Raw genomic sequence first — 16071 nt, forward strand, 5'->3', positions numbered from 1 at the left:
TGAAATGGATATTTCACACTATGTAGTAATACAAAAACAACAGCGAAAGTTGGTAGCACCGCATATTTCAAAGGGGGATATATTATTACAGGGGGAAGCAATATCATCGAAAAGACATCTAAGTATATTAATCTATCAAAACAATAAGAGAAATAGTCTCGACTAACGGTTATAGCAACTCTATATGACCAGGAGGACACTATGCACATCAACCATCTTCCACACAAATTGGCAGTCTTTACGATCATAGTGGGTATGCTTATTCTTGGAATAGTTATATGGTCTATTACAAAGCCACACTATAATTCCCAAGGAGAAAACGGCAGCATGAGTATTGAGGAGATCGTTCGGATACAGAAGACTCAAGGCGACATGCTTTCTAAGAAAGGACAGGATCCCCTCGATACGTACTTCGTCATACAAAAAGAATATGCCAAAGCGCGAAACGACAAGACGACCGATGATGAGATCGCGAAGGAGATCGTTCAAACAGAAGCGCTTTGCTGGTATGCAAAGAAACAAGGAATAGAGCCTACCGACAAAGACCTCGAAAAATATATGGACCAGCTAATAAGAGACTTCAAAGACTCCGAGGAATACGACGAATATCAGAGGGCCGCGCAGAAATATGACACAACGTATGAGCAGATCCTGCGAAACAATACGGACGCTTACCGAGTGAGCCAAACCGTAGAAAACGTGTACCAACAATTCCTGGCCAGATATGATGTTACCGGAAAAGTCACGGAAGAAGACCAGGCCGAAAGAGAAAAAAAGATACAGGCCGAATGGGACAAGTACGTTGAAACAATAGTCACGAAATACAAGGGAAGTGCCAACTACAAAGACCTTGAAAAATCGTTGTCCAACATAAAGAAGAAATATAAGAGCAAAACCACCGCGGACAGTCAGGACGAAGATTTTGATCGCATCAAGGAAATCGTTCGCATTGAGATGGAACAATCAGAGCTCCAGCAGAAAATGAAGAAAGACAGTCTTTACCCGTACTATTATGTTTCAGAAGAAATGAACGCGCACGGCTTTTCAGATTCAGATCCGGCACAATCTCTGATCGAAACGGAAGCAATTCTTCACTATGCGGAAACGAAGAATATCTTTGTGTCAGACGAGGAGGTCAACGAAGGTATGGTCCGAATTCAAGCGTAAGATCACCAGGGAGTACCGTACCACCGATCGCTACAAAGAACTACAAAAGGAACTCGGTAAATACAAGGAGCGCTACAGAAATCCGGGACACCGCACAGACAAACCGCACTGACGTCCCGGCTGTTTTATTTCCCCAGACAGAACCGGGAGAAAACCTCGTCCAGGATATCTCCCGCGGTCTCCTCTCCCAGGATCTCTCCCAGTGCTCCGTAGGCACTGTTCACGTCGATCTCGATGATCTCCAGCGGTTCCTGCAAATCGGTCACCGCCTGGGCATCGGCGATGGACTGGGCCGCCTTCTCCAGCAGATCCCGGTGTCGGATGTTGGTCACCAGGGGATCCTCAGTCCGTGAATGTCCCAGGCCCGCCTGCTCCTGCACAAAGCCTTCCAGCTCCATCAGCCCGTTCATCTCTCTGGCGGATAATGGGAGCACCCTTATGTCCGGGAGCATCCTCCGAATCTCATCAAAAGAAACCACCTGCTCCAGGTCCTGCTTGTTGATGACCACCAGGGACCGACCCGGTTCCAGGTGGTCCATGATCTCCCGATCCTCTGCACTGAGCGGCCGGCTGCCGTCCACCACGTGGATCACCAGATCCGCCTCGTTGAAACTCTTCTTGGAACGCTCGATCCCGATGGATTCGATCTGATCCTCCGTTTCCCGAATCCCGGCGGTATCGGTGAGCACCACCGGCACCCCACCGATGGACAGTTGCTCCTCAATGGTATCCCGGGTGGTTCCGGGGATGTCGGTGACGATTGCCCTGGACTCACGGAGCAAGGCGTTCATCAGTGAGGATTTTCCCACGTTTGGTTTCCCCACGATGGCCACACGCAGCCCTTCCTTCAGGATACGTCCACTGTCCGCACCGGCAAGCAGCCTGTCCAGTTCGCCTTTCACTCCAGCGAGACCCTCTGTCAGTTTCTCGTAGGTGATCTCCTCGATATCCTCATCCGGGTAGTCGATGTTCACGGTCAGATCCACCAGAATGTCCACCAGCATGGCACGGATGCTCCGGATCTTTTCCGAGAAAACGCCCTCCAGCTGATCCAGCGCCACATCGAAGGCTTTGTCCGCCCGGGCGGATACCAGATCCATCACCGCCTCCGCCTGGGCCAGGTCGATGCGCCCGTTCAGAAACGCGCGCTTGGTGAATTCGCCCGGCTCCGCCATCCGTGCTCCCGCCCGGAGGATCAACGCAAGGGTCCGCCGGAGGGGGATCTGTCCCCCGTGGCAGTAGATCTCCCCCACGTCCTCACAGGTATAGGTGGCCGGAGCAGGCATGAACACGCCAAGCACCTCGTCGATGACCTGAGGGGCCTCACCGCGCGCCCCGGCATCCACGATATGTCCGTACGTCATGCGCCGGGGGACAAGGTTTTGTGCTCCCGCCGGCCGAAAGACCTCCTCCATGACTTGTCTTGTGTTCTCGCCGCTAATGCGGATCATGCCGACGCCGCCCTCTCCGAGGGGTGTGGCGATGGCTGCGATGGTTTCTTCCATGATGTCTCCCCTGCGATTACGTCAGATCTTTGTAGCTGATAGACGGATTATACTGCTTATCGTATGTGATGTGCGAATTCAGATAACAGCGCATTTTGATAAGGTTATCCTTGGGGCCGAGTTCCCGGTGGCCATATCTATTGATTTTCAGTTTACCCTTCTTGACGGTCAGCACGTTTAGGCTTTCGTATCCCATGTGCCCCCAGTGCATGACGATGCCCTTGTGTTTCGGGTAAGCGGCGAAGGCCGTGTGATCGCACCCGACCGATCCCACCTTCTTCACTTTTCCAGCCTTGTAGCGGAAGACCAGGACCTTCACGTCCGCTTCGCAGGAGCCAAGCTCCACCAGAAGATCGGCTTTCTTGTCGTTGTCGATATCGGTCAGAAAATAACCCCATACGAAGGGCTCTCCGTAGTTGGTATCGATGCCGTACTTGTTGACGTAGTGTTTGACCTTCTGCAGATAGGCCTGCCTCATATCCGCCGGCATGGTCGCAACGCATTTCTCCTTGGCGTGCTTGCGCATCTTCTTGGCGTATTTCCGTACCTTGGAGTACTGGGCCTTCTTGTAATACTTCAGGACCTTCTTCATGTTCTTGCCGTCGGATTTCTCTGAGGCATGTACCGGCGCGGCACCTGCGAACAAAAGAGCTGCGATGCACACTAACGCAACGGCGAGCCTCATACTTAGCTTTCTTTCCATCATAAACATCTCCTCTCCTTGTCGACTGCTTTCTCTTTTCCATTATACCATGAACGCCCAAAAGAAAATAGCCCGGATGCCCGGACTATTTTGTCTCTTGATATCTCTTTACCTTTCCGGTGGTGGTCTTCACCATCTCCTCGGTCTGTACGCTGAACCGGTGGACGTGCTTGTACTTGGGCATGTCCTCGTTGATACGATCCAGGTCCGCCGCGACCACAGCCCGTACAGCCTCTTCGGTGGTCGCCCCGTAGGACCCCTCCATCACCTCCGGATCGTAGACGATCTTGGCCACCAGCACCTGATCCTTGTCGTCCGCGCCCTCTCGGCGCACCTCGCTGTAGATGATGTTCTCCTTCACGTAGGGCAGTTCCTCCAGGATGGTCTCGATCTCCTCCGGATAGACGTTCTTGCCGTTCTTCAGCACGATCACGTTCTTGGAACGCCCACAGATGTGGATACAGCCCTTCTTGTCCAGATAGGCCAGATCCCCCGTGTGGAGCCATCCGTCCTGCAGGACCTTGGCGGTCTCCTCCGGTTCCTCGTAGTACCCCATCATCACGCTGGGAGAGCGGACGATGATCTCACCCACACCTTCCTCGTTGGGAGCATCCAGTTCCACGTCCATGCCCGGCAGTCCCAGACCGATGGATCCCGGTGAGCGGGTGAACAGATTCTCTCCAGCGATGACCGGCGCAGACTCTGTCATGCCGTAGCCCTGGACGACTTCCACGCCCAGCTCCGACCATCCTCTGATGACCGCCGCATCCAGCGCCGAAGCCCCGCTGACCACCATGCGCAGTTCTCCGCCCAGCTCCTTCAAAACATCCTTGAACAGGCGGCGACGAACATCGATGCCCACCTTGCGGAGCACCTTCGCAATCCGGATGCCCCGGCGGAAGGTCTTCTCCTTCCCCTGCTTCTTCACTGCCGCCAGGATCTTCTTGTACATGGCCTCCATCAGCAGCGGCACGCCAACGAACACCGAGACGTGGTATTCCTGGAAATTCTTCTGCAGATACTTCAGCCCGTCGCAGAAGACGGTGGTGGATCCGCAGGCATACATCAGCAGCTGGCAGCTGCCTCCAAAGGTGTGGTGATACGGCAGCAGGGCGATGTTCACGTCCCCGTACTCGATATTCTCCACCTGCTTCAGCGCATATATATTGAACATGATATTCCGCTGGCTCAACATCACTGCTTTGGCCGCGCTGGTAGTACCGGAGGTGAAGATCAGTGCCGCCACCGCCTCACGATCCACCGGCAGTTTCAGGAACGTGTCGTCCCCCTCCGCCAGCAGCCGGCGCCCATGCTCCAGGATCTGCGCGTAGCACAGGAACTCGCTTCCGCTATCCATGCAGATGAACGTCTCCACCGTGCTCTCCTCCTGCTTCAGCTGATCCGCCAGCGCCCGGTGCTTCTTGTCAAAGATCAGCACCTTGCTCTGGCTCTTGTCCAGCGAAGTCTTCAGCTCCGCATAGGGCAGCCCCTTGTCCAGCGGTACCACGATGCCCAGCCCCGACATGGTCGCCAGGTAGGCCAGCTGCCATCCGTATGAGTTCTCTCCGATGATGGCAATGCGGGTATCCCTCACGCCCATGGCACAAAGCCCTGTTCCCAGCGCCTGTACCTCGTCCCGCAACTCCCGGAAGGTGACCTCCCTGTATTCCTGTTTTTCTCCGCGCTTGGCGCGCTTCTCTTTAAATATAAAGGCTTTGTCCTCCCCGTATTTCTCTACCGTGAAATCCAACAGCGCCTTCACGTGCGCATGCTCCTCCGAGGGGTATACAGGCTTCAGCTGCCCGACCTTGATGTTTTCGCTCATCGTCATGCACTCCTTTCCACAATAACGAAGAAAGTATACCACAACATACGGGATGGTTCAAGTTTTTTAATTAATTTCTTACGCAAAAGAAAAAGGGAAAGAGAAAGAGATCCGAAGAGTCCTTGTTTAGCAAGCACCGGAGGCGGTGAATGGTTCCCTGTTCCGCGATTGGCGATTTATTTCGCGTTTGCGGAACAAAACACAGGATTTGTTCCGCGATTGGCGTATTTTTTCTGGTTTGCGGAACCCTGTTCCGCGATTGGCGATTTATTTCGCGTTTGCGGAACAAAACACAGGATTTGTTCCGCGATTGGCGTATTTTTTCTGATTTGCGGAACCCTGTTCCGCGATTGGCGATTTATTTCGCGTTTGCGGAACAAAACACAGGATTTGTTCCGCGATTAGCGTATTTTTTCTGGTTTGCGGAACTCAGTTCCGCGATTGGCGATTTATTTCGCGTTTGCGGAACAAAACACAGGATTTGTTCCGCGATTGGCGTATTTTTTCTGGTTTGCGGAACTCAGTTCCGCGATATGAGATTTTCCATCAGTTAGCGGAACAAAACAGGATCTGTTCCACTAACTGCTACACTCACTCTTCCCGTGCAACGCGATTGGTGTTGAGGCTGTGCATCTCCGGCATCAGCTCCGTCACCACGGTGTGGAGCATCTGATCAAACTGCTCGATCTCCTCTGGAGAGAACCGTTCCTTCATGCGCGCTGCCACCAGATTGAGATAATCCAGCGCGGATCCGTATTTCTCACGGTATTTCGGCATGGGACGCAGGTGGTACTCCCGCTTGTCTTTCTTAGACTGGATCTTGGAAATGTAGCCCTTGTTGATCAGCCGGTTGATCCTGTAGGCGGCGTTGGGGCCTGACAGCCCGGCGTAATGCGCAAAATCATTGATCGTAGGACGCCGCAACGCGATGATCAACTCCAGGTACACGATCTCCTGTACAGAGAGAGAGTCCTCCTGTTTCTCATCCGGCTCACGAAGGAACTGGCCGTAAAGATGAAGTTTGAACTTGTTGTAAACTCTGGTCAGGTTCTTCTCTAACATAGGGTCTCGGCCTCCTTTACGTACCTATTATACCAGAGTCATCATTTAATGACAAACGACAATTTCGCCTGAGCTACGATCTCTCCATCCACGCTAGCCACCGCGTTTCCAAAGCCCATCGGCCCCCGCCGTGACTCGATCTCGCAGTAGAGCTCCAGCACATCTCCCGGCAGGACCTCGTGCTTGAACCGGCACTGCCGGACGCCGCCGAACATGGCGAGCTTGCCACGGTTCTCTTCTTCGTACAAAAGCGCAACGGCCCCTGTCTGCGCCAGCGCCTCCAGGATCAGCACCCCAGGCATCACAGGATAGTTGGGAAAGTGTCCCGTAAACTGCCCTTCGTTCGCAGATACACACTTGATCCCATAGGCATACTTGCCCGGTTCCATATCGGTGATCCGATCCACCATCAGGAAGGGATACCTGTGGGGAAGGATCTGCCGGATCTCTTGGATGTTCAGTTTCATACATACCTCCTACTCTGCCCGCCGGAATACCAGCGAGGCGTTGTGTCCGCCGAATCCCAGGGAATTACTCATGGCGTACTCTCCCTGGAAAGCCTTGGCCTTCCCCGGCGCGATATCCAGATCACAATCCGGATCCGGCACCTGATAGTTGATCGTGGGCGGCGCCATCTGCTTTCGCAGCGCCTCCACCGTCAGGATCGATTCCAGTCCACCGGAAGCTCCCAGCGCATGGCCCATCATAGACTTTGTGGAGGACATCACCAGATCCTCTGCCGCCTCCCCGAACGCCTTCCGGACCGCCCGCGTCTCACACCGGTCGTTCAGCGGGGTGCCGGTACCGTGGGCGTTGATGTAGCCGATCTCCTGGGGGGACACCGCCGCGTCTTCCATGGCAAGACACATAGCATCGGCCGCGCCTTCGCCGTCTTCTCTGGGAGCGGTCATGTGGTGCGCGTCGCAGCTTGCGCCGTAGCCCACGATCTCTCCCAGGATCTCAGCGCCCCTGGCCACCGCATGATCGTAGGTCTCCATCATCAGCACGCCGGCGCCTTCGCCCATCACGAATCCGGCTCGCTCCTTGTCGAAGGGGATCGACGCCCGCGCCGGATCCTTCGCCTCGGACAAAGCCCTCATCGAGGTGAATCCACCGATGCCCAGCTCCGTGATGCAGCTCTCCGTACCACCGGCCAGGATCACATCCGCATAGCCGTCCCGCAGCGCGTGGAACGCCTCGCCGATCGCGTTGGAGGCCGAGGCACAGGCAGTCACGATGCAGTTGCAGCTGCCCCGGAACCCGAGGCGGATCGCCGTCAGCCCCGCTGCCATGTTGGTGATGGCCATGGGGACGAACAGGGGAGACACCATATCGAAGCCCCTCTTCTGCCCACGCGAATGCTCCCGCTCGATGATCCCCAGACCGCCGATCCCGCTGGAGAGATAGACGCTGCAGCGCACCGAGTCTTCCTTCTCCATGTCCAGACCGCTCTGTCGGAACGCTTCCATCGATGCAGCGACTGCAAACTGCGTGAACCGGGCGGTCCGCCTGGCTTCCATCTTGTCAAAATACGCCGAAGGGTCAAAGTCCTTCACTTCCGCCGCTACGCTGACTTTGTGCCCGGATGCGTCGAAGGACGTGATCTCTCCGATCCCGCACACTCCCGCAAAAGCGTGCTCGCTCATCTCCGGGACATTATTTCCTAAAGGGGACACGGCCCCCATGCCTGTAATGACCACTCTTTTTCTCATTTTCTTATCCTCCGTCACATACACATCCCGCCATCGACACAGAGCACATGGCCGGTCACATACCCGGTCTCTCTGCCGGCCAGGAAGGACACCGCTCCCGCGATATCCTCAGGTTCTCCCATTCGACCCGCTGGAACGCCCTGCAGCACGGCCTCCACCGCCTGGGCAGGCATCTCTTCCGTCATCTCTGTATGGATCATGCCCGGTGCCACCGCATTCACCGTGATCCCCCGGGTGGCCACCTCTCTGGCATACGCCTTGGTCAGTCCAACCACGCCGGCTTTGGCGGCGCTGTAGTTGGCCTGTCCCGCATTGCCCATCAGACCTGAGACAGAGGAGATATTGATAATGCGTCCGTAACGACTACGCACCATGGTCCTGGCGGCCGCCTTCATCATGAAGAACACTCCCATCAGATCTACATCGATCACCTTCCGGAAGTCTTCCTCGCTCATTCTCATCAGGATGGCGTCTCTGTTGATCCCGGCGTTGTTGACAAGGATATCCAGCCTCCCGAATCGATCCAGGCACTGCCGGACCATGTCCTCACAGGCTTCTGGATCCGAGACATCCCCCTGGACCAGCAGCACCTCCGCACCGGCGTAGCTGCAGATCTCTGCCACTTCTTCTGCTGCCTCGCGGCGACCGGCATAGTTCAACACCACATCACAGCCATCCTTTGCCAGACGGATAGCCACCGCCCTTCCGATGCCACGGCTGGCCCCCGTGATCAGCGCGACCTGCCTTTCCTCAGCAAGAAACTTCCCAGCATCCTCTTTCATCTTATTTCTCCTCTCTCAGCACCGCGGCCACCTTGTCCAGATCCTCTGCTTTGTCGATCTGCATCAGCGCGATACTGCGATCTGTTTTTCTGATAAACCCGGACAAAACCTTGCCCGGTCCGATCTCGATCACTCTCTCTATCCCGGCCTCACTCATACGGCGGATCGTCTCTTCGAACCGCACGCTGTGGCTCACCTGCATGGCCAGCAATTCCTTCACGCTGGTCCCCTCCGGGCAGACATCGCCGAGATAGTTGAAGAGCACTGGAAATGCCATGGACTGGAACGAAACCTGTTGAAAATACTCCCGCAGGCCGCGTTCGGCTGGCTCCATATAGGAGGTGTGGAAGGGCCCGCTGACGGACAGACGTACACATCTGCCTTTGCCCTGGGCCTTCAGATACTCTTCACAGGCGGTAACTCCTTCCGCAGAGCCGGAGACCACCATCTGCCCCGGGCAGTTGTAGTTGGCCACCTCGACTCGTCCTACTTCTCTGCCGGCCGCACATGCCGCTTCCACGGTCTCCCGGTCCAGACCGATGATGGCAGACATCTCTGTCTCTTCCTGACTGGCACACCCCGCCATCAGCTGGCTCCGGCGCCGGATCAGCGTCAGTGCCGTCTCCGCATCGAACACGCCAGCTGCTGCCAGGGCGGAATATTCCCCCAGACTGAGCCCTGCCGCCATCGCAGGGGAGAATCCTCCGCTCCTCTCCTGGAGCACACGATAGACCCCCATGGCAAAGGCCAGCATCACCGGCTGCGTGATCGTCGTTTCCCGGAGGGTCTCCTCCGGTCCGTGGAAGGCAGCCTCCCGCTCTTCCCTGGTCAGAAGATCAAAGATCTCCCGGAAGGCCGGTTCCTTCTCATAGAAGTCCTGCCCCATGCCAACATACTGACTTCCCTGTCCTGCAAATACTATTCCTGTCTTCATATCCTTACCTTTCCATCAGATCCCGGATGACTTCTCTGACGGTGGTCATCCGGTGCACCTTTCCCACATCGGCTCCGCAGAAGAACAATCCGTGCTCCCAATCTCCATGCCAGGCAGCGATCAACGCCCGGTTGATACAGTAACGGATCTTGTCCGGCACACATCCACGGATACATCCAACACAGACTTCTGCCCCCTGACGACAACCTTTGGAGGCTCTCTCCAGAAGGGGACTTGCCACCGCCCGTCCCGGCATCCCCACCGGGCTCTCCACGATGACCGCATCCTCGTTCTTCGCCCGCAGGATCACATCCTTGAATCCCTGAGAAGCATCGCACTCCTCTGTAGCGATGAAACGGGTCGCCACCTGGATCCCGGAAGCACCAGCCTCCGTTACGGCGCCTATGTCCTCCCGATCATTGATGCCGCCCGCCGCAAAGACGGGGATCCCCTCTGCTGCCTCACAAACCTCTCTGACGATCTCCGGCAGCGCCCGGGTCTTCCCACTGAACAGGGAGTCCGGCGAAAACCCCAGGTGTCCGCCAGCCTTGCTCCCTTCCACCACGAACAGATCCGGCAGCCTTCCGCAGGAGTGTTTCCACTTCTTCATCAGCAGGGAAGCGGCTCTTCCACTGGAGACCACCGGGGCCAGCATCACTTCGGCGGAGCCGGCCAGCTCCGGCAGATTCAGGGGCAAGCCCGCGCCTGCGATCACACAGTCGATCCCCGCCTGGATCGCTGTTCGCACCATCTCGCCAAACTGCTGGGTGGCCACCATGGCGTTAATGGCCAGAAGACCCTTCCCGCCGCTGATCTGCCGGGCCTTTTCGATCTCGCTTTGCAGCGCCCGGACGTTGGCCACCTTCGGGGAGGTCCAGAAGTCCTTCTCCCGAAACCCGATGCTGGCGGTGGAGATCACCCCCATACCGCCTTCTGCTGCCACGCTCCCGGCCAGACGCCCCATGGAAATACCGACCCCCATGCCGCCCTGGATCAGGGGCACGCTCAGTTTATCTGTCAGCCATACATGCTTCATATTCCTTCTCCATCTGTTCCAGGATCTCCCGGACTGGACGGATCTCCTGAATCATTCCGGAGACCTGTCCCGCCATCAGAGACCCGTTCTTCACATCGCCTTCCTTGACCGCTCTGCGCAGAGAGCCAAGTGTGTATTTCTCCAGCTCCATCTTCTCGGCGCCTTCCCGCTCTCGCTTCAGGTACTCTCTTGCCATCTGGTTTTTCAGGATCCGTACCGGCGCGCCCACACTCCTGCCTGTCACCACTGTGTCGTTGGATTTCGCCTTCCGCACAGCCTCCTTGTAGGCCGGGTGGATCGGGCATTCCTCACTGCTCAGCATGATGGTGCCCACCTGCGCGCCGCAGGCTCCCAGGACAAAGGCGGCTGCCAGCTGTCTGCCGCTGGCGATGCCTCCGGCTGCCAGCACCGGGATGTCCACTGCCTCAGCGACCTGTGGAACGAGCACCATCGTGGTGAGCTCTCCCACGTGCCCTCCGCTCTCGTAACCTTCTGCGATCAGCCCGTCAGCGCCGGCAGCCGCCAGCCGCCGGGCCAGGGCCACCGAGGAGACCACCGGAAATACCCGGCAGCCTGCCTGTTTGAAGGCTTCCATGTACTTACCGGGATTGCCGGCACCGGTAGTAACCAGAGGGATCTTCTCTTCTGTCACGACCTCCACCAGCTGGTCTGCTCTGGGGTTCATCAGCATCAGGTTGACCCCAAAGGGGCGGTCCGTGTTCTCCCGGCAGATCCGGATTTCTTCCCGCAGCATATGTTCGTCCATGCCGCCGGCGCCAATGATCCCCATGGCGCCGGCATTGGAGACCGCCGCCGCGAACGCGCCGGTCGCCACATTGGCCATGCCGCCCTGGAAGATCGGAAACTCCAATCCGAACATTTCTTTCAGTTCGTTCATCCCTTTACTTCCTTTCCTTTTATATTCTCATGAGCATTGCGCCCCATGTCAGGCCGGCTCCAAACCCGGCGCAGACCACATGCATGCCGGGCTGCAGCAGCCCTTTCTCCATCATTTCACTCAGACAGATAGCCACGCTGGCTGCCGAGGTGTTCCCTGTGGTCTCGATGTTGGTATAGAACCTCTTTCGGTCCACACCGACACGCCTGGCGACGCTGTCGATAATGCGCAGGTTTGCCTGGTGGCAGACGTAATAGTCGATGTCTTCCCTGTCCATCCCAACCTTCGCCAATAGGGTCTCGATGGCCTCCGGCACCTGACTGGTCGCAAACCTGTATACCTCCTGCCCGCTCATGTAGATCGCCGGGTCGAATCTGGGGCATCCCAGGATCTGATCATCCGGAAGACAGCCCGTTACCGATTCGAACAGACCGTTCTCGTCATACTCCATGACCAGCGCGCCAGCGCCATCCGCAAACAGGATACAGGTCCTGCGGTCATTCATATCCATCATCGGGGAGATCTTCTCACTGCCGATGACCAGCGCTCTTCGGGCGCTTCCGGCGACCAGCATCGCGGCCGCTGCCGTACATCCATACACGAATCCGGAACACGCTCCGTTCACATCCATCGCCAGGATATCCGGTTTTGTGCCCAGACGCCCCGCCACCTGGCAGGCCAGAGAGGGGGTGGCCAGATCCGGCGTAAACGTGCAGATCAACAGAAGATCGATATCCTCCGCCGTGAGTCCGGCTGTACGCAGCGCCCCTTCGGCTGCCTCCTGGGCCATATCCGCGTTGCTGCGGTGCTCGGCAAAATGCCGGGAGACGATCCCGGTCTTCTCCCTGATCCATGCGTCGCTTGTGTCCACCATGGCCGCCAGATCGTCATTGGTCACGACTTTGTCGCCATGGGCATATCCATATCCTCTGATTCTAATTCCCGCCATTTCTTCTCTCCAAGAGTCCCAGTTCCCGGTAGCGTTTTCTGACCAGATCTTCCCCGCTTCGTTTCAGCAGCGGCTCGAGATTCCGCCAGATCGCTCTGTCCAGTGCATCAAATATGTATTCCTTTGCCGCTTCACTGCCAAAGGTGGGTTCCGCCAGCACCTCGTCGCAGATCCCCAACTCCTGCAGCTCCCCGGCCGTCAGTTTCATCAATTCGCTGGCTTCCTCCCAGCGGCTTCCATCGTGCCACAGGATGCTGGCAAACCCTTCCGGTGAGAGGATCGAGTAGATACTGTTCTCCAGCATGATCGTCCTGTCGGATACAGCAAACGCCAGCGCGCCTCCGCTTCCGCCTTCTCCCACAAACGCGGCGATCAGCGGCACAGGCAGCCGGCTCATGGTCCGGATACAGGAGGCGATCGCCTGTCCCTGTCCTCTTTCCTCCGCTTCCTTTCCAGGGTAAGCCCCCGGTGTGTCTACCAGTGTGATCACCGGCCGCCCGAATTTGGCGGCCTGCTTCATCAGGCGTTCTGCCTTCCGGTACCCTTCCGGGTCAGGCATCCCGAAGCGGAAGCGGAGGTTCTCCTCCAGATCTCTTCCCTTCCGGTGCCCGATCACCGTCACCGGCCGGCCATGAAACAGACCGACCCCTCCCAGCACGCTTGCGTCTTCGCCGTAGCAGCGATCACCCGAGAACAGCATCAGCTCCTGAAACAAAGCCTCCGCATACTCGTCCACCACAGGCCGATCCTGGCTCCGAGCCAGCTTCACCCGTTCTGCTGCTTTCAGATCATGTACTTTCATGGGATTCACCTCCTGCTATGGATCCGCAGAAGCCGTCCCAGCACTTCCCGCATCTCCTGTCTCGTTGTGATCCTGTCCACAAACCCCTTCTCTTCCTGAAACTCTGCGCTCTGGAATCCCTCCGGCAGTGTCTCTCCGATGGTCTGCTCGATCACCCGGGGGCCGGCAAACCCAATCAGCGCTCCCGGCTCTGCCAGGGTGATGTCCCCCAGGCTGGCAAAACTGGCCGTCACCCCGCCCGTGGTAGGATGGGTCAGCACAGCGATATACAGAAGCCCGGCTTCATCATGCCGGGCTACAGCAGCGCTGGTCCTCGCCATCTGCATCAGAGAGAATATCCCCTCCTGCATCCTGGCACCACCGGATGCCGCGAAAACGACCACCGGCAGTTTTTTCTTTGTCGCATATTCAAAAGCCAGGGAGATCTTCTCTCCCACCGCGGTCCCCATGCTTGCCATCAGAAACCGCTTATCCATGACACAAAGCACTGTGCGAACACCATCGATCCTCGCCGTTCCCGTGATCACTGCTTCCTTGAGTCCGGTCTGCTTCCGCAGCTCCCGCAGTTTCTCCTTGTAATCCGGAAACTGGAGAGGATCCCGACTGGTCCTTCCGCGATTGAACTCACGGAAACTTCCGGCATCCACCGTCATCCGGATCCGGGCTTTGGCCGATACCGGCTCATGTTGACCACAGGCAGGACATACATACATGTTCTCACTCCACTGCCCCATGGAATACACCTCGCCGCATCTGCGGCAGGCAAGGGGACGGTGCTCCCAGGCCTGCTGCTCTGGCGGCTTGCTTGATCTGGCCACGTGGCTGATGGATCTCAATATCTCTCTTCGCTCACGAAATGGATTCATTCTTCCCTCCTGCTGCCTCGTACATATCCAGCAGCTCCTGTCCAAACTGCTCCATGAACCCTGTGTCATACTTCCCTCTCAGGAAAGCTTTGTGATACAGGATCAGGTGATGGATCGGCAGCGTTGTCTTCAGCCCCTGGATGATGGTTTCGCCCAGCGCCCGGCGCATCCTTCTCACCGCCTCCAGTCTGGTATCACCATGAACGATCAACTTACAGATCATGGAGTCGTAGAAGGGACTGATCCCGCAGCCGCTGTACAGGGCGCTGTCGACCCGGACACCGGCCCCGGCAGGCAGATGTAGAAACTCCACCTGGCCCGGCACAGGAGCGTAGTCCCTGAACACATCTTCTGCGCAGATCCTGCACTCGATGGCGTGCCCGTTGATGTGGACATCCTCCTGCCGCAGGGAAAGAGGCAGGCCGGAAGCGATCCGAAGCTGCTCTCTGACCAGGTCGACCCCGGTCACCATCTCCGTGACCGGATGCTCCACCTGCAGCCGTGTATTCATCTCAATAAAGTAATAATTCTCTCCGTCTACGATGAACTCTACCGTCCCGGCGTTTCTGTAGCCGGCTGCCTTGGCCGCCCGGACAGCGTCCTGTCCCATGCGTGTCCGCATCTCTTCGGACAGGTTCCAGTCGGGGGCTTCTTCCAGCATCTTCTGGTTCCTTCTCTGAATCGAGCAGTTCCGCTCACCAAGATGGATGACGTGCCCCTCCTCGTCGGCCAGGATCTGAAACTCCACGTGCCGTGGATGGGAAATCAACTTCTCCAGATAGACCGTATCATCGCCGAAGCTGCTGCCGGCCTCTGTTTTCGCCTCCAGAAAGGCCGTCCGAACCTGAGTCTCGTCCCTGGCGATACGCATCCCGCGTCCGCCTCCCCCTGCGGAAGCCTTGACCAGTACCGGAAATCCCAGCTGCCCGGCGATGCGCTCCGCCTCTGCCACGGTGTCCACAGGACCATCTGATCCCGGCACGACCTGGACGCCGGCCTTCTTCATGGTGTCCCGGGCCTGGGCTTTGTCCCCCAGAAGGCGGATCGTCTCCGCAGAGGGGCCTATGAACCGGATCCCGTTCTCTTCACAGGCGGCCGCAAAGGCAGGGCTCTCAGAGAGAAACCCAAACCCGGGGTGGATCGCCTCGCAGCCGGTCAGTACCGCCGCTTCGATCAGGTTCTGCATGTTCAGATACCCGTTGTCTGCCGCTTCCGTGCCGATGCAGACGGCCTTGTCCGCCAGCATGGTGTGCAGGGAGTCGCGGTCACTCTCCGTGTAGACGGCCACGGTGTCGATGTTCAGGTCTCTACAGGCCCGCTGGATCCGCACGGCGATCTCTCCTCGATTGGCGATCAGTACCCGCTTCAGCATGGTTCCACCTCGAACAAAGCACTGCCCACCTCGACCATGGCGCCATCGGCGACCTGGACCTCTGTGATCCGGCAGTCAAAAGGAGCCTTGATCTCGTTCATGACTTTCATGGCTTCTACGATGCCTACCACATCGCCTGCCTTCACCGTGTCTCCTTCCTGGACAAAGGCTGGCTCATCCGGAGAAGGCGCGCTATAGAAGGTGCCGATGATGGGGGAGCGGATCGCCTGCTTCTCTTCGGCTTCTGTGGCTGGCTCTTCCTCTGGTTCGCCGCCGGCAACTTCTTTCCTGACGTCGCCGGAGGGACCTCCCGTCTTGTCAGCATTGCCGTTCCCCTTCTGCTCCAACCGTACCCGGTAAGCATCCTCCTCATATTCCAAAACGCTGAGCGACGATTCCTCGAACCGTCTGATCAGCGCGTCGATCTCTTCGTATCTCATCCTAACATCACTTCCCCA

General features: G+C 57.4%; 16 protein-coding genes. 1 reads left to right on the plus strand and 15 read right to left on the minus strand.

Annotated features, from left to right (window positions below):
- Positions 1-201: 201 nt before the first annotated feature.
- The gene (locus P156_RS0107850; protein ID WP_027869649.1) at positions 202-1167 is read left to right on the plus strand and encodes a hypothetical protein; all 966 of its coding nucleotides are present in this window, start codon (positions 202-204) and stop codon (positions 1165-1167) included.
- Between the two features lie 125 nt (positions 1168-1292).
- Here the strand turns inward: P156_RS0107850 and mnmE are convergent, their stop codons facing one another.
- The 15 genes from mnmE to accB all read right to left on the minus strand — a co-directional run bounded on the left by mnmE (position 1293) and on the right by accB (position 16053).
- Entirely contained in the window at positions 1293-2672 is a 1380-nt protein-coding gene (gene mnmE, locus P156_RS0107855; RefSeq protein WP_027869650.1) for a tRNA uridine-5-carboxymethylaminomethyl(34) synthesis GTPase MnmE, read from the minus strand.
- A gap of 16 nt (positions 2673-2688) precedes the next feature.
- Positions 2689-3378 (minus strand): hypothetical protein, encoded by a 690-nt coding sequence (locus P156_RS0107860; RefSeq protein ID WP_027869651.1) that lies wholly within the window; start codon positions 3376-3378, stop codon positions 2689-2691.
- A gap of 82 nt (positions 3379-3460) precedes the next feature.
- Positions 3461-5200 carry an AMP-binding protein gene (locus P156_RS0107865; RefSeq protein ID WP_027869652.1) on the minus strand — a complete coding sequence of 580 codons (1740 nt, stop codon included), beginning with the start codon at positions 5198-5200 and terminating at the stop codon, positions 3461-3463.
- Positions 5201-5791: 591 nt separating this feature from the next.
- A complete protein-coding gene (locus P156_RS0107870) occupies positions 5792-6262 on the minus strand; it encodes a MarR family winged helix-turn-helix transcriptional regulator (protein ID WP_027869653.1) in 471 nt (156 codons plus the stop codon).
- A 41-nt stretch (positions 6263-6303) separates the two neighbouring features.
- The gene (gene fabZ, locus P156_RS0107875; protein WP_027869654.1) at positions 6304-6729 is read right to left on the minus strand and encodes a 3-hydroxyacyl-ACP dehydratase FabZ; all 426 of its coding nucleotides are present in this window, start codon (positions 6727-6729) and stop codon (positions 6304-6306) included.
- Between the two features lie 9 nt (positions 6730-6738).
- Positions 6739-7974 (minus strand): beta-ketoacyl-ACP synthase II, encoded by a 1236-nt coding sequence (gene fabF, locus P156_RS0107880; protein WP_027869655.1) that lies wholly within the window; start codon positions 7972-7974, stop codon positions 6739-6741.
- A 14-nt stretch (positions 7975-7988) separates the two neighbouring features.
- Positions 7989-8756, minus strand: coding sequence for a 3-oxoacyl-[acyl-carrier-protein] reductase (gene fabG / locus P156_RS0107885; protein ID WP_027869656.1), 768 nt, complete (start codon positions 8754-8756; stop codon positions 7989-7991).
- A gap of 1 nt (position 8757) precedes the next feature.
- Positions 8758-9690 (minus strand): ACP S-malonyltransferase, encoded by a 933-nt coding sequence (gene fabD / locus P156_RS0107890; protein ID WP_027869657.1) that lies wholly within the window; start codon positions 9688-9690, stop codon positions 8758-8760.
- 4 nt (positions 9691-9694) lie between these two features.
- Positions 9695-10726 (minus strand): nitronate monooxygenase family protein, encoded by a 1032-nt coding sequence (locus P156_RS0107895; RefSeq protein ID WP_027869658.1) that lies wholly within the window; start codon positions 10724-10726, stop codon positions 9695-9697.
- Positions 10701-11624: a nitronate monooxygenase gene (locus tag P156_RS0107900; RefSeq protein ID WP_027869659.1), complete on the minus strand. Its 924-nt coding sequence runs from the start codon at positions 11622-11624 to the stop codon at positions 10701-10703. The genes P156_RS0107895 and P156_RS0107900 overlap by 26 nt, the downstream gene beginning before the upstream one ends.
- Before the next feature lie 19 nt (positions 11625-11643).
- A complete protein-coding gene (locus P156_RS0107905; RefSeq protein ID WP_027869660.1) occupies positions 11644-12573 on the minus strand; it encodes a beta-ketoacyl-ACP synthase III in 930 nt (309 codons plus the stop codon).
- Positions 12560-13375 (minus strand): carboxyltransferase subunit alpha, encoded by an 816-nt coding sequence (accA, locus tag P156_RS13560; RefSeq protein WP_034802399.1) that lies wholly within the window; start codon positions 13373-13375, stop codon positions 12560-12562. Before accA ends, P156_RS0107905 begins: the two co-directional genes overlap by 14 nt.
- Positions 13376-13380: 5 nt before the next feature.
- Positions 13381-14241, minus strand: coding sequence for an acetyl-CoA carboxylase, carboxyltransferase subunit beta (accD, locus tag P156_RS13565; RefSeq protein WP_034802402.1), 861 nt, complete (start codon positions 14239-14241; stop codon positions 13381-13383).
- A complete protein-coding gene (gene accC / locus P156_RS0107920) occupies positions 14225-15613 on the minus strand; it encodes an acetyl-CoA carboxylase biotin carboxylase subunit (protein ID WP_027869662.1) in 1389 nt (462 codons plus the stop codon). The genes accD and accC overlap by 17 nt, the downstream gene beginning before the upstream one ends.
- Positions 15607-16053 (minus strand): acetyl-CoA carboxylase biotin carboxyl carrier protein, encoded by a 447-nt coding sequence (accB, locus tag P156_RS0107925; RefSeq protein ID WP_027869663.1) that lies wholly within the window; start codon positions 16051-16053, stop codon positions 15607-15609. Before accB ends, accC begins: the two co-directional genes overlap by 7 nt.
- Positions 16054-16071 lie beyond the last annotated feature (18 nt).

Source organism: Eubacterium sp. AB3007 (assembly GCF_000688015.1).
Classification (GTDB): Bacteria; Bacillota; Clostridia; order Peptostreptococcales; family Anaerovoracaceae; genus Aminicella.